At 60.2% G+C, this 18,240-nt stretch carries 22 protein-coding genes; 6 read left to right on the forward strand and 16 right to left on the reverse strand.

What is annotated here, in order from left to right:
* Positions 1 to 7 precede the first annotated feature (7 nt).
* Together ACLIKD_RS10450 and ACLIKD_RS10455 are read right to left on the reverse strand one after the other, a co-directional pair.
* Positions 8 to 1,183 carry a hypothetical protein gene (locus ACLIKD_RS10450; RefSeq protein ID WP_428828281.1) on the reverse strand — a complete coding sequence of 392 codons (1,176 nt, stop codon included), beginning with the start codon at positions 1,181 to 1,183 and terminating at the stop codon, positions 8 to 10.
* Positions 1,176 to 3,113, reverse strand: a complete 1,938-nt coding sequence (locus ACLIKD_RS10455; protein ID WP_428828282.1) for an ATP-dependent DNA helicase — start codon at positions 3,111 to 3,113, stop codon at positions 1,176 to 1,178. Before ACLIKD_RS10455 ends, ACLIKD_RS10450 begins: the two co-directional genes overlap by 8 nt.
* A 137-nt stretch (positions 3,114 to 3,250) precedes the next feature.
* On the opposite strand from ACLIKD_RS10455, the gene ACLIKD_RS10460 reads away from it, so the two are divergent.
* The 3 genes from ACLIKD_RS10460 (at position 3,251) to ACLIKD_RS10470 (ending at position 5,173) form a co-directional block, all read left to right on the forward strand.
* Positions 3,251 to 3,496 carry a hypothetical protein gene (locus ACLIKD_RS10460; protein ID WP_428828283.1) on the forward strand — a complete coding sequence of 82 codons (246 nt, stop codon included), beginning with the start codon at positions 3,251 to 3,253 and terminating at the stop codon, positions 3,494 to 3,496.
* Positions 3,496 to 4,293, forward strand: coding sequence for a fumarate reductase cytochrome b subunit (locus ACLIKD_RS10465; protein ID WP_428828284.1), 798 nt, complete (start codon positions 3,496 to 3,498; stop codon positions 4,291 to 4,293). The genes ACLIKD_RS10460 and ACLIKD_RS10465 overlap by 1 nt, the downstream gene beginning before the upstream one ends.
* 205 nt (positions 4,294 to 4,498) lie before the next feature.
* The gene (locus tag ACLIKD_RS10470; RefSeq protein WP_428828285.1) at positions 4,499 to 5,173 is read left to right on the forward strand and encodes a PEP-CTERM sorting domain-containing protein; all 675 of its coding nucleotides are present in this window, start codon (positions 4,499 to 4,501) and stop codon (positions 5,171 to 5,173) included.
* A 101-nt stretch (positions 5,174 to 5,274) separates the two neighbouring features.
* Here ACLIKD_RS10470 and ACLIKD_RS10475 read toward each other — a convergent pair whose 3' ends face one another.
* The gene (locus ACLIKD_RS10475; protein WP_428828286.1) at positions 5,275 to 6,042 is read right to left on the reverse strand and encodes a sulfite exporter TauE/SafE family protein; all 768 of its coding nucleotides are present in this window, start codon (positions 6,040 to 6,042) and stop codon (positions 5,275 to 5,277) included.
* Positions 6,043 to 6,136: 94 nt separating this feature from the next.
* Here ACLIKD_RS10475 and ACLIKD_RS10480 point away from each other — a divergent pair, with 94 nt between their 5' ends.
* A complete protein-coding gene (locus tag ACLIKD_RS10480; protein ID WP_428828287.1) occupies positions 6,137 to 7,060 on the forward strand; it encodes a LysR family transcriptional regulator in 924 nt (307 codons plus the stop codon).
* Positions 7,061 to 7,076: 16 nt separating this feature from the next.
* The gene (locus ACLIKD_RS10485; RefSeq protein WP_428828288.1) at positions 7,077 to 7,283 is read left to right on the forward strand and encodes a hypothetical protein; all 207 of its coding nucleotides are present in this window, start codon (positions 7,077 to 7,079) and stop codon (positions 7,281 to 7,283) included.
* Here the strand turns inward: ACLIKD_RS10485 and ACLIKD_RS10490 are convergent.
* Genes ACLIKD_RS10490 through ACLIKD_RS10500 form a run of 3 tightly spaced genes read right to left on the reverse strand, consistent with a single transcriptional unit; the run spans position 7,240 to position 8,847 of the window.
* A complete protein-coding gene (locus tag ACLIKD_RS10490) occupies positions 7,240 to 7,941 on the reverse strand; it encodes a 2'-5' RNA ligase family protein (protein ID WP_428828289.1) in 702 nt (233 codons plus the stop codon). The genes ACLIKD_RS10485 and ACLIKD_RS10490 overlap by 44 nt on opposite strands.
* A 40-nt stretch (positions 7,942 to 7,981) precedes the next feature.
* Positions 7,982 to 8,599, reverse strand: coding sequence for a YitT family protein (locus ACLIKD_RS10495; protein ID WP_428828290.1), 618 nt, complete (start codon positions 8,597 to 8,599; stop codon positions 7,982 to 7,984).
* A gap of 35 nt (positions 8,600 to 8,634) precedes the next feature.
* Positions 8,635 to 8,847, reverse strand: a complete 213-nt coding sequence (locus ACLIKD_RS10500; RefSeq protein ID WP_428828291.1) for a hypothetical protein — start codon at positions 8,845 to 8,847, stop codon at positions 8,635 to 8,637.
* A 2-nt stretch (positions 8,848 to 8,849) separates the two neighbouring features.
* Here ACLIKD_RS10500 and ACLIKD_RS10505 point away from each other — a divergent pair, with 2 nt between their 5' ends.
* Positions 8,850 to 9,068 carry a Nif11-like leader peptide family natural product precursor gene (locus ACLIKD_RS10505; protein WP_428828292.1) on the forward strand — a complete coding sequence of 73 codons (219 nt, stop codon included), beginning with the start codon at positions 8,850 to 8,852 and terminating at the stop codon, positions 9,066 to 9,068.
* A 62-nt stretch (positions 9,069 to 9,130) separates the two neighbouring features.
* On the opposite strand, the gene dnaB is transcribed toward ACLIKD_RS10505, so the two are convergent.
* From dnaB to ACLIKD_RS10555, 10 genes are all read right to left on the reverse strand, one after another.
* Positions 9,131 to 10,540, reverse strand: coding sequence for a replicative DNA helicase (gene dnaB, locus ACLIKD_RS10510; protein ID WP_428828293.1), 1,410 nt, complete (start codon positions 10,538 to 10,540; stop codon positions 9,131 to 9,133).
* 66 nt (positions 10,541 to 10,606) lie between these two features.
* Positions 10,607 to 11,053, reverse strand: a complete 447-nt coding sequence (gene rplI / locus ACLIKD_RS10515; RefSeq protein ID WP_428828294.1) for a 50S ribosomal protein L9 — start codon at positions 11,051 to 11,053, stop codon at positions 10,607 to 10,609.
* 18 nt (positions 11,054 to 11,071) lie between these two features.
* Entirely contained in the window at positions 11,072 to 11,347 is a 276-nt protein-coding gene (gene rpsR, locus ACLIKD_RS10520; RefSeq protein WP_153148050.1) for a 30S ribosomal protein S18, read from the reverse strand.
* The gene (gene priB / locus ACLIKD_RS10525) at positions 11,319 to 11,603 is read right to left on the reverse strand and encodes a primosomal replication protein N (protein WP_428828295.1); all 285 of its coding nucleotides are present in this window, start codon (positions 11,601 to 11,603) and stop codon (positions 11,319 to 11,321) included. The genes rpsR and priB overlap by 29 nt, the downstream gene beginning before the upstream one ends.
* A 69-nt stretch (positions 11,604 to 11,672) precedes the next feature.
* The gene (rpsF, locus tag ACLIKD_RS10530; protein WP_428828296.1) at positions 11,673 to 12,065 is read right to left on the reverse strand and encodes a 30S ribosomal protein S6; all 393 of its coding nucleotides are present in this window, start codon (positions 12,063 to 12,065) and stop codon (positions 11,673 to 11,675) included.
* A 111-nt stretch (positions 12,066 to 12,176) separates the two neighbouring features.
* Positions 12,177 to 13,958, reverse strand: a complete 1,782-nt coding sequence (locus tag ACLIKD_RS10535) for an acyl-CoA dehydrogenase (protein WP_428828297.1) — start codon at positions 13,956 to 13,958, stop codon at positions 12,177 to 12,179.
* A gap of 14 nt (positions 13,959 to 13,972) precedes the next feature.
* Positions 13,973 to 15,727, reverse strand: coding sequence for a type IV pilus assembly protein FimV (locus ACLIKD_RS10540; protein WP_428828298.1), 1,755 nt, complete (start codon positions 15,725 to 15,727; stop codon positions 13,973 to 13,975).
* A gap of 70 nt (positions 15,728 to 15,797) precedes the next feature.
* Positions 15,798 to 16,445, reverse strand: a complete 648-nt coding sequence (locus ACLIKD_RS10545; protein WP_428828335.1) for an energy-coupling factor ABC transporter permease — start codon at positions 16,443 to 16,445, stop codon at positions 15,798 to 15,800.
* Positions 16,446 to 16,472: 27 nt separating this feature from the next.
* Positions 16,473 to 17,405 (reverse strand): electron transfer flavoprotein subunit alpha/FixB family protein, encoded by a 933-nt coding sequence (locus ACLIKD_RS10550; protein WP_428828299.1) that lies wholly within the window; start codon positions 17,403 to 17,405, stop codon positions 16,473 to 16,475.
* 13 nt (positions 17,406 to 17,418) lie between these two features.
* Positions 17,419 to 18,168, reverse strand: a complete 750-nt coding sequence (locus tag ACLIKD_RS10555) for an electron transfer flavoprotein subunit beta/FixA family protein (RefSeq protein ID WP_428826008.1) — start codon at positions 18,166 to 18,168, stop codon at positions 17,419 to 17,421.
* Positions 18,169 to 18,240: the final 72 nt, after the last annotated feature.

An 18,240-nucleotide genomic window follows, 5' to 3' on the forward strand; every position in this document is an offset into this window, starting at 1 on the left:
TACCCGCTTAAGCCGGGAAAACCGGCGCGAAACCACCGCCCGGCGTCCGGAAATTGGTCGTTTGGCCCTGGTATAGACGAGCCACGAACAATTGCACCTGGGCCTGATAGACAAAGGCGCGAATATCGGCCTTCATCAGTTGGGTTTCGTCCTCGACCAGCACTGCATGCTCGGATGGCGGGACAATTTGCTGAGCGATGTAACCGCCCTGGCAGATTTCCTCGAAGACGCGTTTGGTCAGTTTGTCGCCACGGTAGGCGGCGCGACTGCCGAAACCGGCAGCCGGCTTGAAGAACCAGCGTTTGCGCTCGGCCCAGAAGCGCTCGCCCTCCGCCGCGCCAACCGCGACCGTGCGCGGGATGCCGGCCAGCAAGGTGCGCCGGGTCGCTGCCGGCACGTCGAGTTCGATCAGCGTGGCCTCGTCGGACAGCAGCACCAGGTTGCGTTTGTCGGCATAGAGGGCGTGGGCGCGCGGATGCGGCGTGACGACCACGCCATCGGCGGCGAAAACGGCCTGGATATCGGCATTGGCCGCCGCATCGAGCGAAAAATCGGTCAGCCGGTTGTAGATCAGATCTACGGCTTCGCCGCGGTAAAGCAGTCGATTGCCTTCGCGGGTGAATTCACCCGGATCGGCGATCACCGCCGCGATGCCGTTAGCCTCGAACAACTGACGGAACAATTCGAATTCCGGTGCCAGATATTGCCGGTCCGGATTTTCGTCAACGATGGCGATACGCTTAAGCGGCGCCGCACCACGCATCAGCCGCCATTCCTCGCGGAACATCGCGACGAAGGCCTGCTCGACGCGGCGCGCCGCTTCGGTCTCGCCGTGGGCCATCAACAGTCGGCTGTTCAACATCCCGCCGCCGGCATTTGTGTTTATTTCGATCAGCCGCGGGCCGCTCTCGGCCAGATGAAAGTCATAGCCGAAAAAGACGCTGCGTGCCGCCAGCGGCTTCTGCGCACTGGCCGGCGCCCAGGCCAGCACCCGTTGCTGGTAGGCCGGCAGGGCAATCACCGATTCGATGGCGGCGACCAGATCGACCATCGCCTGCAGCGTGGCCGGGGCAATATGCAGTTCAGCCGGCGAGAACAACGACGGGTGAGAAATGGACAGCGCCTGGCAATCGAGCGGAGCCCCCTCCTCCAGCGCTGCCGTCAAGGCCTGCCGGTCAAACATCACGGTTCCTGCTGGCAAAGAAATTGATCACTTCGGAAAGCTCCTTGGTCCGCTTCATCGGGGGCAGACTTTGCCAGACCCGGCGGCCGTAAGGCTTTGATAAAAGTCGTGGATCACAAATCATCAGCACGCCGGTATCGGTTTCGTCACGGATCAGCCGCCCGGCCCCCTGCTTGACGTTAATCACGGCGCGCGGCAACTGGTATTCCATGAAAGCGTTGCGCCCCTGCTGCCGCATTTGCTCGATGCGCGCCGACAGCACCGGATCGTCAGGCGGCGCGAAGGGAATCTTGTCGATGACGACCAGCGACAAGGCTTCACCGCGCACATCGACGCCTTCCCAGAAACTCTGGCTGCCAACCAGGATGGCATTACCGAGATGGCGGAAGCGCTGCAGCAGATCGTTCTTGCTGCCTTCGCCCTGCATCAGCAACGGCATGTCGTGGCCTTCGTCTTCCAGCCGCGCCTTGATCAGTTCGTGCGTCCGGCGCATGGCGCGCAGGCTGGTACACAGGAAGAACGCCCCGCCGCCGGCCGCCACCACCGCCGGGAAGGCGGCATCGACGACGGCGTCGGTGTAACCGTAGGAGTTCGGCTCCGGCATGCCGAGCGGCGCGTAGAGCAAGGCCTGCCGGCCATAATCGAAGGGGCTTTGCCAGCAGGCCGATTCCGGCTCGCCAAGGCCGAGTTCGGCGCAGTAATGATGGAACTTGCCCTGCACGGCGAGCGTCGCCGAGGTAAAGATCCAGGCGCGCGGATGACCACCCATCTGCTTGCGGAAAATCTCCGCGACATCGAGCGGCGTCGAATTCAGCTGCAGGGAATGGGTGAAGGCTTCGGCCCAGCGCACGTAACCGTCGTCGCTGACTTTCTGCCACTGACCAAGCCGCTGCACCAGTTCGACCGCCCGCTGCCAGCATTTCTCCAGTCCCTCGGCGCGCTCGGCCTGGGTTTCCAGAACGGCGGAAAACTTCGTCACCTCCTCTTCCAGTTCCTTCAAAGCCGGGGCAAATTCGGGCTTTTCGAGCAGCTGGCCATAGGAGAAACGCCCGGCATCGAGACCGACGGCCAGCCGCAGGTCCTTGGCGATTTTTTCCATCTCCCGGGCGCCGGACTGCAGTTCGAGGCAATCGCGGGCATTGGTCAGCCCTTCGGAACGGGCATCGCGGGCCAGATCGAGGATCTGCGCCGTCGATACGGTATCGCCGAAGAACAGCGTCGCCACTTCCGGCAACTGGTGGGCTTCGTCGAAGATCACCGTGTTGCAGGCCGGCAGCAGTTCGGCCATGCCTTCGTCGCGCAGCATCACATCGGCGAAGAACAGGTGATGATTGACCACCACCAGATCGGCCGCCATCGCCTCGCGCCGCGCCAGCATCACGAAGCAGTCCTTGTAATCCGGGCAGTCCTGGCCGAGGCAGTTTTCGCGGGTCGAGGTGACGTGATTCCAGACCGGCGAGTTTTCCGAGACTTCCAAGCATTCCGCCTTGTCGCCGGTATGCGTCACTTTGGCGAAGACCGAGATGCGGCGCGCATCGGCCGCATCTTCGCGGGTCAGGAAGCGGCCGTCGGCCAGCGAGCGTTCAAGATGGTAGGGACAAACGTAATTGGCCCGTCCCTTGAGCAAGGCGATCTTGACCGGTGCCTTCAGCGCATCGCGGACCATCGGCAGGTCCTTGTTGAAAAGCTGGTCCTGCAGCGTCTTGGTACCGGTCGAGACAATCACCTTGCCGCCCGAGCGCAGGGCCGGCACCAGATAGGCAAAGGTTTTGCCCGTGCCGGTACCCGCTTCGGCGATGAAGACCGAGCAGCTGTTGATGGCGGCGGCGATACGCTCGGCCATTTCGACCTGCTGATCGCGCACGCGATAGCCGCTGATGCCTTGGGCCAGCGGACCATCGGGAGAGAATATTTCGGGAAGGGAAGACAAGGAGCAAGACCTGATGAATGCGGGCCGAATCTTAACAGATGCCGCCCACCATCTTCGAGCACATCGCCGGCATCTGACAGTTCAAACAAGGACATCCGACGATAACCGGACAGGCCTCCATCCCCAGGACGATTTTGATGCAACGCAAAAATACTCACGGAATAGCCGAAAACCTTTTTGCTGCATGGCTTACAAAAGCCTTACAAAACGCAAAAAACAAATATATGTTGCGTTGCAACAATGGCGCAAACCTCTGTGCTACAGTCAAATTCGATAGTAAAAACAAGATGAATGTCGCCCCTCTCTTCCGGACATCCGGCAAGAAACCGGATTTCGACATCGACCTTCAACAGAGAGAAAGATTTTGCAACGGGAAGCGATGATGGCCTGCCTGACAGGGCGTAGCAAAGCCTGCCACGAACCGACCAACCCGGATGACAGCGGTCCGTCGTCCGTCGCCCCGCCAACCCGGCTCGACGTCCTGCAGACTGCCTCCGGACTGCTCCTGGCGGCGTTCCTGTTGGCACACCTGTTATTCGTCACATCCTTACTGATCAGCCAGAATGCTTTTTATACCGTCGCCCGGTTGTTTGAAGGCGCCTACCATCTTGGCAAACCCTATCCCGTTCTGGTATCGGGTGTCGTCACCCTCATTCTGGTGATCTTCATTTCCCACGTCTGGCTGGCGATGCGCAAGTTTCCCGCTGGCTATCGTCAGTACCGCGCCGCCACCCCGACCAAGAACGACTTGCATCATGACCATACTTCGCTGTGGTGGCTGCAGATCTGGACCGGCTTCGCGCTGTTTTTCATGGCCACCATCCACCTTTACGACATGCTGACTCAACCGTCGATGAGCAACCCTTTCGAAGCTGCCGACCGGGTATGGACCGGCAATCTGTGGCCGCTCTACCTGATGCTGCTGTTCGCCGCCGAACTGCATGCCGGCATCGGCCTCTACCGGTTGGCGATCAAGCGGGGCTGGTTCGTGGCCAACCGATCGAATATCAGCCGTCGTCGGCAACACTTGGCCAAACATGGGATCAGCGCTTTCTTCGTTACCCTCGGCCTGGTCACACTAGCAGCCTACATTGAACTTGGCCGCAATCATGCCGCACATGTCGGCGAGTACTACGCACCGACTTACCAAAGCACCCTGCCCGCCACCGACATCGACTGAGAGCATCGTCGTTCATATCGAGATCCCCGTCATCGGTAACGGGCTGGCCGGCTTTCGTCCAACAGCAACAACGCTTTTGTCGGATTTTTTTACACCGCATCGACAATTGAAATAAAACCTTCACATTTTCAATGAATTGCATTTTTGGCCCAACAATTGCTTAGCCCCGCAAGCAAAACCATTACTCATACCAAGGGGATTCGTTATGAAAATCAAAAAATTTCTGAGCACTTTTGCCGCCTTCGCTTTGATCGCCGCTTCCGCATCGGCAACAACCGTAACCAAGAGCCCGAACCAAGGCGACAATTGGAGTCCGCTATCAAATGGTGGAACCTACATCTACGCCAACAGCTTTGTTGCACCGACCAGCGGCAGCGTCACCGGCTTGGGCACCTGGCTGAACAGCCGGGGTAGCCAAGGTTCCGATCTGGTCTTCCAGATTTTTGGATCGATCGGCGGCAATTCCTCCAATGGCCCGGATTCCAGCACCGTCTATGCAACTTCCGGCGTCCTGACCGGACTGACGCTCAACAGCCTGACTTTCGTCGACGGCGGTTCTATTACCAGCCTGCTTTCGCTGCTGGCCGGTCAAACCTACTGGTTTGCCGCCAGCACGGTCAATCTCGGTGGCGGCAGTGGCCAATACAACGTCGGAGGACACACGCAGAATTCCGAGGGGATCGTTGACGGTGGCTCTTTCTGGTATTCAAATGATCGGACTGGCGTCAATTTCGATGGTCGAGGGCGTACTCCGGAAATGGCCTTCAGCGTCACCATCGGCAATAACCAACAGGTACCTGAACCCGGTTCGCTGGCACTGCTGTCGGTCGCGCTGCTCGGAGCGGTTGCCGCCAAATCACGCAAGAAGGCAAATCAGTAATAATTTGCAGCATAGTTCGGCAGACCAAGAACTGCCGCACAGCAAAAAGGGCTAGAAAATTCTGGCCCTTTTTGTTTTCTCGAATGCTGCGGCGCCAAACTTCAAAGAACAAATGGCCCGATCAACAGCCATAGCGCAGTACTCAGCAGCATCCAGGCAAACGCCGCGCGCATGCGCTTCTCGGGCAAGCGGTGAGCCAGCGCCACACCGGCCGAGACAGTGAACAAGCCGCCAATCGCCAGCGGCAAGCCCATCGTCCAATCCACCCGCTGGGCGCCGGCATAGGTCGCCAGGGCGACCACCGAACTCGGAGCGACCAGGGCCAGCGATAGACTTTGCGCCATCGCCTGGCGCTGCCCCAGCCAGCCGGACAACAGCGGCGTCGCGACCAGTCCGCCACCGATACCGAGCAGGCCCATGCTGCTGCCGCCCATGATGCCGACGAGCGGTAGGCAGCGGACATCCAAGGGCTGCTCGCCGGCGTCGCCGTGGGTCCGACGCCGGATCAGCAAGCGTAAAGCCAGCAGGCCGATGAAAAAACTGAACAGCCAGCGCAGGATCAGCGGATCGAGCCGGGTGGCAAAATGGGCGACCAGCCAGGTGGTCAGGGTGCCGGAAAGCGCCATCAACAGGGCATTGCCCAAGGCCAGCGGGTGGCGCTGGCTGTAACGCCACCAGCCAACCAGCAGATTCGGCACCATCAGGACTAGCGCCGTACCTTGAGCCAGCGGCTGCTCCATGCCAAAACCAAGGACCAGCAGCGGAATGGCGATGATGCCGCCACCGATGCCGAACAGGCCGCCAAAGAATCCGAGCCCGGCGCCAAGGGCCAGGGTCAGCAAGAGTTCAGGGAATGGAAGAAAGTGCATGATGCTTCGCTTGGCGGTGGAAAACACATCATATTCAACTCATCCAAAGCTACAATGGCTAGCCGATCAATTCATTATTAACTTTTGCGCACCAATGGCCGACACCACCGATCTCGGTTTTTTCAGCTTGCTTGCCCGCCAGCCGAGCCTGGCTGCGGCCGCCCAGGCCCTCGGCGTGACGCCGCCGGCGGTCAGTCGCCGCCTGGCGGCGCTGGAAAAGCGCCTCGGCGTCCGCTTGCTCAACCGGACGACGCGCCGCCTCAGCCTGACTCCGGAAGGTGAAAGCTATCTCGAGGACGGCGAGCAGATCCTGCGCGACATCGAGCGTCTTGAGCGCTCGCTGACCGAAAGCCGCGACACGCCGCGCGGCCTGCTGCGGATCAATGCCGGATTCGGCTTCGGCCGCCGGCACCTCGGGCCACTGATTTCCGATTTTGTTCGAAGCTATCCGGAAGTCGATGTCGTTCTGCATCTGTCGGATCGCGCCCTCGACCTGACCGAACACGCCCTGGATATCGGCATCCGCTTCGGACCACCACCGGATGCCCGCATCCTCGCCCGTAAAATTGCCGCCAACCGCCGCCTGCTGTGCGCCGCTCCGGCTTACCTTGCCGAACGCGGCAGGCCGGCCGAACCGCGCGATCTGCAAGACCATTCCTGCATCGTCATCCGCGAAAGCAATGCCGCCTTCAACAACTGGCAGCTCGCCGACGGCAAGCAGCAAGTGATGATCAAGGTGCGCAGCCCGCTCGCCGTCAATCACGGCGAAATCGCCGTCGACTGGGCCTTGGCCGGACACGGCATCGTGCTGCGCTCGGAATGGGATATCGCCGGCTACCTGCGCAGCGGCGAACTGGTCCGGGTGCTAGAACCATGGGTCGGCAGTGCCGCCGACATCCACGCCATCTACCCGCAACGCCACCAGTTGTCGGCCAAGGTGCGGATCTTCATCGACTTTCTCGCCGAACGCTTTGCCGCTTACCGGGCCGACGACACCTCGCGCCCCGCATCCTGGTGAAACACCGGAGCTGCCAATGACCGAGCTGATACGCAACACCCTCTACCTGATCGAACTGTGCAGCGGCGAACAGCAGCACTGGCGCTATCGCGGCCCCGATGCGCGCGGCGAGATCTGGTGGCAGGACAGCGCAAGCGGCGGGGAATTCAGCGAGACGAGCCTGATGTATGCCTGGAAAATTATCGGGCGAGCCGACGAAGCACCGACTGAAAGTCAGGGATAAGCTGATTTGCTCGGTCGTGCCAGCGCATGCGCCCCGACTCGAGATGAAAACTGCCGACCCGACTCAACGGCCCACCGATTTCCGAAGGCGCATAGCTCATCAGACTGATCCGCTCGATCCGGCAACGCAGCGGCTCCCCGGCGGCAAAGCGGGCTAGGCGGGAATGCACCATGGCGGCCGGCCAGGCGCCGGCATAAAGGCCAACCGTCAGATGCGGCGTAAACGCGCCGGTCAGCCGGTTTGTGCCATTGACAGCCAGGCATCTCCGGACTGCGGCAAGACCACCGCCGTGGTCAACCAGGGCCAGATAGGGCGCCGAGGAAAAACTCGCCAACCCGCCGATTTCAATCTCGAAGCAAGTCAGGCGCGCTGCACGCAGGGCCAGGCATTGGGCATGCACCAACTCCGGGCCGAAATCATCGGGATAGCGCGGCTCACCGCTGGGAAAACCGCAGACGTCGAGCGTGATATGCGGCTGACGGCGATAAGTATCGAGTAGCAGACCATCAAGCTGCATCGCGGCGCGATCGATCCGCTGTCGCACAACGAGCGTATCGAGATCGACCGCCCAGAACAGATAGGGCGAGCGCCCGAGATGCCATTCGACAAAGTCACGGCATTCGCTTGGCAAGGTAAAGGACTCTTGAAACAACGTCATGGCGGCGAAATGGTCGTCGGCAGCGGTTGATTGCCGCGACTCAGGTTCCGAGGTAGCGCCCGGCCTTGTGATTGACGGCCAGCACCAGATTTAGCGCCAGGGCGCCGACAATCGACAGGCCGATACTGAGCGGGTCACGAATCACCAGGCCAACCACCAGGATCAACGCGTCGGCTACCATCTGAACCTTGCCGGCCGGCCAGCCACGGGTATTCTGAAAATACAGCGCTAGCACGCCCAGACCGCCAAGGCTGGCCTTGTGGCGGACGATCATCAGCAATCCGACACCAACCAGGAAACCGCCCATCACCGCGGCAAACAGCCGGTCGACCGACTGCAGCACAATCACCTGCGGCAACAGCGCAGTGTAGAGCGACAGCAAGCCGACGCAGATAAAGGTCTTGACGGTGAACACCCAGCCCATTGCCCGCCAGGCAAACAGGTAAAACGGCAGATTCAGCACAAAAACGATCCACGCCATCGACCACCCCGTCAGGTAGTGCAACAGGAAGGCCAGACCGACCGTGCCGCCGGTCAGCAAGCCGGCATGCTGAAAAAGCAGGACAGCAAAGGCGACGAACATCGGCCCGACCAGCAAGGCCTGAATGTCTTCGAAAAGACTGTGGCGGGTGATCTGTTCGGTCTGCATGGCGGGCATCAAGCCTTTTGTCGTTGGGAAGAGAGGGGCAAATGTTAGTTCATCAACACCGTTTGCCGCCGGCTGTTTTCCTGAAAGATTGCGCCTTCTGGCGGCTTTCCGCAGCCAACGGGAGCCAACGAAGCATTTGGCCCTTTTATTGCTAACAGCAAGCTTTGCCCCGAAATTTTCCGTTTTTTGTAATCAAGACGACAATTTTCCGCAAGCCAACCGCTCTTTCCACCCACATCACCGTTCAGGAGAACCATAGATGTCCATTGCCCCGATCAAGGCCTTCGCCGAAAAAGCCAAAGCCGATGCCGAGCTGAGAGAAAAACTCAAAGCCTGCCAGAAAATCAAGGAATTGCGCGCCCTGGCCCAGGAGCACGGTTTCGCGATCGAAGAGAACTCCCTTTACCCGCCGAACGAAGCCCAGTTCACCGAGGACCAACTCTCCGAACGCCTGGTCAAGGCACTGCTCCGCGTCTGATCGACAAGGCTGCCGGCGCAATGAAGAAGGCCGGGTTTCCCGGCCCTCTTCACTTCTGATTGTCAGTTATCCGAGCTGACAAAGCCACCGCTCGCCAGATTTTCGAAACGTGTGTATTCGCCGATGAAAGCCATGCGCACGGTGCCGGTCGGGCCGTTACGCTGCTTGCCGATAATGACTTCGGCCATGCCCTTGTTGTCCTGGCTTTCCTTGTTGTAGTACTCGTCGCGGTACATCATCAGGATCACGTCGGCATCCTGCTCGATAGCGCCGGATTCGCGCAAGTCGGACATCATCGGCCGCTTGTCGGTCCGCTCCTCGACTTTCCGCGAAAGCTGCGACAGCGCGACGATGGGTACTTGCAATTCCTTGGCCAGCGACTTGATCGAGCGGGAGATTTCCGAGACTTCGGTCGCCCGGTTTTCACCCTGCCGGTTGCCGCTCATCAGCTGGATGTAGTCGATTACCAGCAAGCCGAGCTTGCCGCCGTACTGGCGCGCCAGGCGCCGGGCGCGAGCACGCAGGTTGGCGGGACTGAGGCCACCGGTCTCGTCGATGTAGATTGGTGCTTCATGCAGCTTGCCAAGGGCAAACGAGAGACGTGACCACTCGTCGTCGCTCATCCGGCCGGTCCGCAAACTCTGCGAATTCAGGCGGCCGATTGAAGCCAGCATCCGCATGGCCAACTGGGCACCACCCATTTCCATCGAGAACACGCCGACCGGCAGTCCCGACTCGACCGCCACATTTTCGGCGATATTCAAGGCGAAGGCCGTCTTGCCCATCGACGGGCGGCCGGCGACGATGATCAGGTCGCCCGGCTGGAAGCCCGAGGTTTTCTGATCGAGATCGATGAAGCCGGTCGGCACCCCGGTAATGTCGGACGGGTTGTCGCGGTCGTGCAATTCCTGAATCCGCTCGACGACCTGGGTCAGCAGCGGATTGATATGAACGAAGCCTTCGTTGTGTCCAGCGCCGGCTTCGGCAATCTTGAAGATCTTCGATTCCGCTTCATCAAGCAGCGTTTCGGCATCCCGGCCGAGCGGATTCAGCGCATCGGAAGCGATTTCGTCGGCCGTCGCCACCAGCTGGCGCAAAACCGAACGCTCGCGCACGATCTCCGCATAGCGCTTGATATTCGCCGCCGAGGGCGTGTTGGCGGCCAATTCGCCAAGATAGACCAGGCCGCCGGTCCGCTCGCCATCGCCGGCCGCATCGAGCGCTTCGGCCACGGTAATGACGTCGGCCGGCTTGGCGCGCTCCAACAGGCTGCGAATCTGGCGGAAGATACGCCGGTGCTCGTCGCGATAGAAGTCCGTATCGACGATCATGTCGCCAATCCGGTCCCAGGCCTGGTTATCAAGCAACAAACCACCGAGAACCGACTGCTCGGCCTCTACGGAATGCGGCGGAACACGCAGGTGGTCCAGGGAAGAATCGGTAACACGGGGTTTCTGTGGGCGCTGGTTCATGAGATCGAGTTTAAAGTAAAAAGGCCTCGCTACTGCGAGGCCTTTTGTCGTGAGGCGTGGCCGGAATTACTCGGCAACCACCGCCACGTTAATGCTGGCCAGCACATCGGTGTGCAGCGCAACGTCGAGCGGGAAATCGCCAATCGTCTTCAGCGGACCATCCGGCAGGCGGATAGCCGACTTGTCGACCACGAAACCGGCAGCCTTCAGTGCTTCGGCGATGTCGGCATTGCCGACGGAACCGAACAGGCGACCGTCCAGACCGGCCTTGCGGGCAACCAACACGGAAACACCGGTCAGCTTTTCAGCAACGCCTTGGGCAGCGACGAGCTTGTCAGCGGCGATCTTTTCCAGTTCGGCGCGACGGACTTCAAACTCGGCCTTGGCAGCAGGCGTGGCGCGCTTGGCGATCTTTTTCGGGATCAGGAAGTTACGGGCGTAGCCATCCTTGACCTTGACGATATCGCCGAGGTTACCGAGGTTAACAACCTTTTCGAGCAGAATGATTTGCATGTTTCGTCTCCTCGAGAATTATTGATGGTTGTCGGTGTAAGGCAGCAGAGCCAGGAAGCGGGCGCGCTTGATGGCGGTGCCCAGCTGACGCTGATAGCCGGCCTTGGTGCCGGTCAGACGAGCCGGCATGATCTTGGCGTTTTCCTGGATGAATTCCTTCAGGACATCCACATCCTTGTAGTCGATCTGTTCGACTTTTTCTGCCGTGAAGCGGCAGAACTTACGGCGCTTGAAGAGACCACCGCCGCGTTTCTTTTTCTTGTCATCATCCTTCTTCTTGAAGAATCGAGCCATTTTCGTTTCCTTCCAAAAATTCTATTGAATTCACATGTAGCACGGGCGCTTTGCTGTTGCGGCTTCTGGCAGCAAGAAATCCAGTCAGTTTGACGGCCCCGCCGAGGGGTGCTGCCTGTAGCCAGCGGGCGGATTCGCCCAAGGCCAGAACAGCAATTTCCACTTCCACCAGACGCTCTGCACCGCCTTCAATCTGCGAGGAGCTGTGTTGCAAACGCCCTTCACTGACTGGTACGCCGGCCGGGGTATAGCGCAAGGCTTTGCGCTCAACCAATTGACCGGAGAGTTCGATGCAGTTCAGCCGTAATTCCCGTGCAAATATGTTTTAGGCAGCAGCCGGAGCAGCTTGTTCAGCAGCAACAACCGGAGCCACGTCGCCAGCCAGCAGGGACTTGGACTTTTCTTCCTTCATCATCGGGGAAGGAGTCGTCACAGCGGCTTTCATCTTGACGGTGAGGTGGCGCAGCACGGCATCGTTGAACTTGAATGAATGCTCGAGTTCGTTCAGCGTTTCGCCGTCGATCTCGATGTTCATCAGAACATAGTGAGCCTTGTGGATCTTCTGGATCGGGTAAGCCAATTGGCGACGGCCCCAGTCTTCCAGACGATGGATCACGCCGCCCTTGGCAGCGACGATGGCACGATAGCGCTCGACCATGCCGGGCACTTGTTCGCTTTGGTCCGGATGGACGATAAAGACGATTTCATAATGGCGCATGCAAACTCCTTTTGGGATGAACCCTCCACCATGCGAATGCGGTAGGGCAAGGTTGAAAAGCCCACGATTATAGCAGCAATCGTGGGCTTACGGGGATCCGATGCAGCTTAATTAGAAGCAGTCATCAGCCATTTCCAGCACCCCGCCAGCGCCGGCCACAATCGACTCGGCCAGACCGGCCGCCTGCACCAGGAAATGATCGGCGAAGAAACGCGTGGTGGCCAGCTTTGCCGCCCAGAACGGGTCGCCGTCGCCAGCCGCGATCCGAGCCCGGGCAATCACTGCCGCACGCCCCATTTGCCAGCCGCCAGCCACAATACCGAGCAGATACAGGAACGGTACGGCGCCGGCATGCACTGCCCTTGGCTCACCGGAAAAATTGGCGACGATCCAGGCAACCGCTTTCTCCAGGGCGTCGATCGCGGCATTCTGCCGTGCGCCAATCTGAGCCAGATCGCCATCGAGCCGGGTCGCGGCAGCCCGCATGTCGGCGATTACCGCGAGAATGGTCAACCCTTTCTCGCGGGCGATCTTGCGGCCGATCAGGTCGTTCGCCTGAATCGCCGTCGTTCCTTCATAGATCGCCGTGATACGGGCATCGCGCAGATGCTGGGCGGCGCCGGTTTCTTCGATGTAACCCATCCCGCCATGCACCTGAACACCGAGCGAGGCGATGTCGATGGCACTTTCGGTACTCCAGCCTTTAACGACCGGGATCATCAGCTCGGCAAACGCCTGCCCCTTCTTGCGCTCCACCTCGTCCGGGTTGGCGTGAGCATTGTCCTGTGCCGCAGCGGTGACATATGCCAACGCACGCATGGCTTCGATGCGGGAACGCATCGACATCAACATGCGACGAACGTCGGGATGCTTGATGATCGGCACTTTCGGACCGCCCCGCACGCCGACTTCGGTTCCCTGGACGCGCTCCTTGGCATAGACGGCAGCGCGCTGATAGGCCCGCTCGGCATCGCCCAGACCTTCCAGGCCGACGTTGAAGCGGGCGGCGTTCATCATGATGAACATGTACTCCAGGCCACGATTCTCCTCACCGACCAGCGTACCGATCGCCCCACCGTTGTCGCCAAAGGCGAGCACCGCCGTCGGACTACCGTGAATGCCCAGCTTGTGTTCGATCGAGACGCAGTAGACGTCATTGCGTTCGCCGGGCGTACCATCCGCCTTGAGCAGGAACTTCGGCACGACGAACAGCGAAATCCCCTTGACACCTTCCGGCGCATTCGGCGTCCGGGCGAGCACCAGATGGACGATGTTGTCCGTCATGTCGTGCTCGCCATAGGTAATAAATATCTTCTGGCCGAAAACCTTGTAGGTGCCGTCACCGACCGGCTCGGCGCGCGTCCGCACGGCGGCCAGATCAGAACCGGCCGACGGTTCGGTCAGATTCATCGTCCCGGTCCATTCCCCGGAAACCAGGTTCGGCAGGTAGGCCGCTTTCTGCTCGTCGGTACCGGCGATCATCAGCGCCTCAATGGCCCCCTGGGTCAGCATCGGACATAGCGAGAAAGCGTGGTTGGCCGCCTTCCACATTTCGCTGACGGCGGTAGACAGCAGTTTGGGCAAGCCCTGGCCACCGAACTCCGGATCGCAACCGAGGCCGTTCCAGCCGTTGTCGACAAATTGCCGATAGGCTTCCTTGAAACCGGGCGACGTCGTCACCACCGTGTCTTTCCACTTGGCGCCATCCTGGTCACCAACGCGATTGAGCGGCGAAAGCACCGCCCCGGCGAATTTCGCCGCTTCTTCGAGAATGGCATCGACCACGTCCGGCGTCGCCTCCTCGCACCCCGGCAACGCGACGACCCGGTCGAGATCGGCCAGATCCTGCATGACGAAACGAATATCTTTTAGCGGCGCAACGTATTCACTCATGGGATCGCATCTTTCTATTGAATTCTGTTGGAGGTTTCCTTGAGTTCAATCAGGAACAGTATTTCCTCGACGACGGGAAGCGCGAAACCAAGACGCTGACCACCGCGGTTGTCACGTAACAACTGGTAAAGATAACCGACGACATCGCCCCCCGGCCACATCTCGCAGATCATGCTAATGATGCGCGGCATCTGCTCCAGCGACTCCGGACGCGGCGCAACCGGGACCGTGGCGGAATCGTCAACGAGCAGATCGACGACCTGAAGGCCGGACGTCGCTTGCGTCGGATCCCAATGTTGAATTTCAACGTTGAAGTTCTGATTCAGGTTGCGCGCCACCGTCTCGAATTCATCCTGCATACCCGCCATTCGATAGACATCCATCAGCCTGATCCATGGCTGCAGCGCTTCCTGCGGGTTGTTGTCGATATATTCCTGCAAGGCCTGCGCCGCCCCTTTGACTCGACCAAAGGAAAGCATGATGTCGGCCAGCTCCATCACGGGATTGGCTTCAAAATGCTCGTCGACAGGGGCAACACCGATCGCCGCCGCTGAATCGATGGTGCCCACCGGGGTATCGGATAGTGCAGACGGATGCCCAAGGAGGCCAGGCTCGCCGCCATCGAGTTCGACATCGACCTGGATCGGCGAACTGCCGGTCGGCGTATCGAAATGCAGATCTACGGCACCCAGCCCATCGGACTCTTTGTCCAGCTCAGGCGCTGTGGCAAGTTTCGGGGCGAGCAGTACACGCTTTTCATCGGCCAGCCGCTGCCGGCGTTCGCGATAATTTTTCCAGCCGAGCCAGCCGCCAATGCCCAAAAGCGCACCGAGCAAGACGCCGTAGAGGCTCCACTCGGAAAGACCGGCGGAAGTCTCAGCCCTCCCCGCAACCGAGGGTTTGACTGGACGAGCCGAAGTATCGGTCGACACGGGGGGCGGCAGCGCCGGCGCCTGGTCGGCAACGACCGGCAGCTCGTTTGAAGCCCCCCCCTTTTCGATGCGCTGGGCAAACTCTCCTGCGCGTTGCTGCAATTCGCCGAGCGTATCTTCCATGTTGCGCAGCTTTTCCGCTGTCGCCAGTTGCGATGTCGCCTGCTCGTTGAGCGCCATCAGCATCCTGAATTCCAGGCGAAGAATGTCGCGTCGCGCCTCTGGCGCCTCGCCGCCAGGCTGGGCAAAGATATCGGTGGCCAGACGCAGCGAAGGTTCGCCAACCTCGTTGCCGCTCGACAACATCACACGATCCGGCAAACCGCGCGGCGCCGAACGCCCCTCGGCCCGACGTGGCGCCAGACGCGGAGGCGACTCAAGCGCATCAGGCATGGCGGGATGCGGTGCCCTGACTTGCGGCGTGATTCGCGGAGTGCGCGATGGCGCATCATCGGGCAAAGGACGTTGAATGGCCGGCGGCGCCGCAACAGTCTTTTCCGGCGAGGCCAGAAGCATGTATTCCCGGGAAACTTCGTGACCACAACTCAACTGTACTGCCAGCTGCAAAATCGGCTCGCGCAGGATGACGTCAGAACGAATCTCAAGAACTGGTGGATTTCCCTTGCGCAGACTGAAGGTCGCCTTTTTCAGCCAGGGCAGATCGTTACCGCCTTCCGGCTGTACCAAGCGGAAGCAATTGGCATCGAGGCCCTGTTTGTCGGCGCCGAGAATCGTGATTTCCAGCCGCAGTTGCTCACCAAGATTCGGTTGCCCGCGCAATTCGCCCAAACCAACCGCGGAAGCGCTACCCGACAGAACCAAAAAGGTCAGCGGCAAACAATAGCGAAAAGCCAGAGAATTCAAGGACACATGCCTCAGTAAAGACAAACCACTTGAATTGTAACGGCTATTTGTCTGCCAGATACCGGGAATCGTCGAAGGTGATCACCCAGTTGGGTCGATAAACGACAAATAAGGTCATCACCATGCCGGACAACCAGGCTTCCGAAAAAGCCAGCAGGAAAAAATAGGGAAAATATTCACTGATCAGATATTCCCACTCGTAAACACCGGCCACCGCGAGAAACAGCGTGACAGAGAAGCCGACACCGATAATCGTCAGCGCCGAACCAAAAAAACCATTAACAAAAATGTAAACAAAGAAGTGTCGGGGCAGTAGCGGCGACAAGAAACGATAGAAAAGCTGACTGAATGTCACGCCCAGCCCGCCCAGCAACAGGGCGTTGGCCGCAAAAGCCAGCGGCCCGCCGGCACCGTTCAGCGTAATACCGACGGTTACCAGCGACAAACCGATAAAGGCCAGATGCGGCCCACAACTCAGCGTAAATACCGTCGCCCCCAGCAGATGAAAACCGAGACCGGGTTTGACGCCGGCCTTCAGGCTCCAGATCAGGGTCAGCAAGACGATCATGCCGAGCCAGAGATTCAGTTGCTCGCTGTCCTTCAGCCGCCCCCACGGGGCACGCCAAACACTGCGGGCGAAGAACAGCAGCCAGACGACCCACGCCGCCCAGTACCATTCTTCGCCCAGCAAGGTATCCGGTAGATTCACCCGGCTAGTTTAGCCGACCGCTCCCACCAGTTGCGGTACGACTTCAAACAGATCGCCGACCAGGCCGTAATCGGCGACCTGGAAGATCGGCGCATCCGGATCCTTGTTGATGGCGACGATGACTTTCGATTCCTTCATACCGGCCAGATGCTGGATGGCACCCGAGATGCCGACCGCGATGTAGAGCTGCGGTGCGACGATCTTGCCGGTCTGGCCGACCTGGTAGTCGTTCGGCACGAAGCCGGCATCGACCGCCGCACGGCTGGCGCCAAGGGCGGCACCGAGCTTGTCGGCGAGCGGTTCGAGCAGGGCGTGATAGTTCTCGCCGCTGCCCAGACCGCGACCACCGGAAACGATGATCTTGGCGGCACCGAGTTCGGGCCGTTCGGATTTGGTCAATTCGCGGTGGGTCAGCGTACTTTGCGCCGTGTCGGCCGCCGGACTGATGGTCTCGACTGGGGCGCTGTGGCCGCTGGCGACGGGGTCGAAGGCGGTGGTACGGACGGTGATGACCTTGACCGGATCGGCGCTCTTGACCGTGGCCAGCGCGTTGCCGGCGTAGATCGGACGAATGAAGGTATCGGCAGCTTCGACGCCGGTGATTTCCGAGATCTGGGCGACGTCGAGCAAGGCGGCGACGCGCGGCAGCAGGTTCTTGCCGAAGGTGGTGGCTGGAGCGAGGATGTGGCTGTAGCCGGCGGCCTGGGCGATGATCAGGGCGGTGAGGTTTTCGGCGGTCTGGCTCTGGTAGTGGGCGGCGTCGGCGACTTTGACCTTGGCGACGCCGTGCAGGCCGGCAGCTTGCTGAGCGGCGCCGGCGCAGGCGCTGCCGGCGACCAGGACGTGCACTTCGCCACCGATCTTGACGGCGGCGGCGACGGTGTTGAGGGTGGCGGCCTTGAGGCTGAGCTGGTCGTGTTCGGCAATGACGAGAATGGTCATGGTGTGTTCTCCCTTAGATCACTTTCGCTTCATTGCGAAGCTTGTTGACGAGTTCGGCGACGTCGGCGACCTTGACGCCGGCACTGCGCTTGGCGGGTTCGGCGACTTTCAGCGTTGTCAGGCGCGGTGCGACATCGACACCGAGGTCGGCCGGCTTGACGGTGTCGAGCGGCTTCTTCTTGGCTTTCATGATGTTGGGCAGCGTGGCGTAGCGCGGCTCGTTCAGGCGCAGGTCGGTGGAGACAACGGCCGGCAGGCTGATCACCAGGGTTTCCAGGCCGCCGTCGATTTCCCGGGTGACCGTCGCTTGGCCGTCGGCGATAACGACCTTCGAGGCGAAGGTGGCTTGCGGCCAGTTTTGCAACGCGGCAAGCATCTGGCCGGTTTGATTGGCGTCGTCGTCGATGGCTTGTTTGCCGCAGATGACGAGTTGCGGTTGTTCCTTGTCGCACAGGGCTTTCAGCAGCTTGGCGACGGCCAGCGGCTGGAGTTCGACGTCGGTTTCGACGAGGATGCCGCGGTCGGCACCGATCGCCATCGCGGTGCGCAGGGTTTCCTGACAGGCGGCGACGCCGCAGGAGACGGCGATGACTTCGCTGGCGATGCCGGCTTCCTTCAGCCGGACAGCTTCTTCAATGGCGATTTCGTCGAAGGGGTTCATGCTCATCTTGACGTTGGCCAGGTCAACACCTGAACCGTCGGCCTTCACCCGAATCTTGACGTTGTAGTCCACTACCCGTTTCACGGGGACGAGAATTTTCACTAGGCTCTCCTTTTTCCTCGATTAGTTCTGTTCAGCGCTGTTTGCCTGTTTGACAGACGCCCAGTCTATCCG

This window comes from Azonexus sp. IMCC34842, from assembly GCF_050368855.1.
GTDB classification, from domain to species: domain Bacteria; phylum Pseudomonadota; class Gammaproteobacteria; order Burkholderiales; family Rhodocyclaceae; genus Azonexus; species Azonexus denitrificans_A.

Coding starts and splice junctions, on each gene's coding strand:
- ACLIKD_RS10450 (WP_428828281.1), bottom strand. CDS start 1,183: ATGTTTGACCGGCAGGCCTTGACGGCAGCGCTGGAGGAGGGGGCTCCG.
- ACLIKD_RS10460 (WP_428828283.1), top strand. CDS start 3,251: ATGCAACGCAAAAATACTCACGGAATAGCCGAAAACCTTTTTGCTGCA.
- ACLIKD_RS10465 (WP_428828284.1), top strand. CDS start 3,496: ATGGCCTGCCTGACAGGGCGTAGCAAAGCCTGCCACGAACCGACCAAC.
- ACLIKD_RS10470 (WP_428828285.1), top strand. CDS start 4,499: ATGAAAATCAAAAAATTTCTGAGCACTTTTGCCGCCTTCGCTTTGATC.
- ACLIKD_RS10475 (WP_428828286.1), bottom strand. CDS start 6,042: ATGCACTTTCTTCCATTCCCTGAACTCTTGCTGACCCTGGCCCTTGGC.
- ACLIKD_RS10480 (WP_428828287.1), top strand. CDS start 6,137: ATGGCCGACACCACCGATCTCGGTTTTTTCAGCTTGCTTGCCCGCCAG.
- ACLIKD_RS10485 (WP_428828288.1), top strand. CDS start 7,077: ATGACCGAGCTGATACGCAACACCCTCTACCTGATCGAACTGTGCAGC.
- ACLIKD_RS10490 (WP_428828289.1), bottom strand. CDS start 7,941: ATGACGTTGTTTCAAGAGTCCTTTACCTTGCCAAGCGAATGCCGTGAC.
- ACLIKD_RS10495 (WP_428828290.1), bottom strand. CDS start 8,599: ATGCCCGCCATGCAGACCGAACAGATCACCCGCCACAGTCTTTTCGAA.
- ACLIKD_RS10500 (WP_428828291.1), bottom strand. CDS start 8,847: ATGGTTCTCCTGAACGGTGATGTGGGTGGAAAGAGCGGTTGGCTTGCG.
- ACLIKD_RS10505 (WP_428828292.1), top strand. CDS start 8,850: ATGTCCATTGCCCCGATCAAGGCCTTCGCCGAAAAAGCCAAAGCCGAT.
- dnaB (WP_428828293.1), bottom strand. CDS start 10,540: ATGAACCAGCGCCCACAGAAACCCCGTGTTACCGATTCTTCCCTGGAC.
- rplI (WP_428828294.1), bottom strand. CDS start 11,053: ATGCAAATCATTCTGCTCGAAAAGGTTGTTAACCTCGGTAACCTCGGC.
- rpsR (WP_153148050.1), bottom strand. CDS start 11,347: ATGGCTCGATTCTTCAAGAAGAAGGATGATGACAAGAAAAAGAAACGC.
- rpsF (WP_428828296.1), bottom strand. CDS start 12,065: ATGCGCCATTATGAAATCGTCTTTATCGTCCATCCGGACCAAAGCGAA.
- ACLIKD_RS10535 (WP_428828297.1), bottom strand. CDS start 13,958: ATGAGTGAATACGTTGCGCCGCTAAAAGATATTCGTTTCGTCATGCAG.
- ACLIKD_RS10550 (WP_428828299.1), bottom strand. CDS start 17,405: ATGACCATTCTCGTCATTGCCGAACACGACCAGCTCAGCCTCAAGGCC.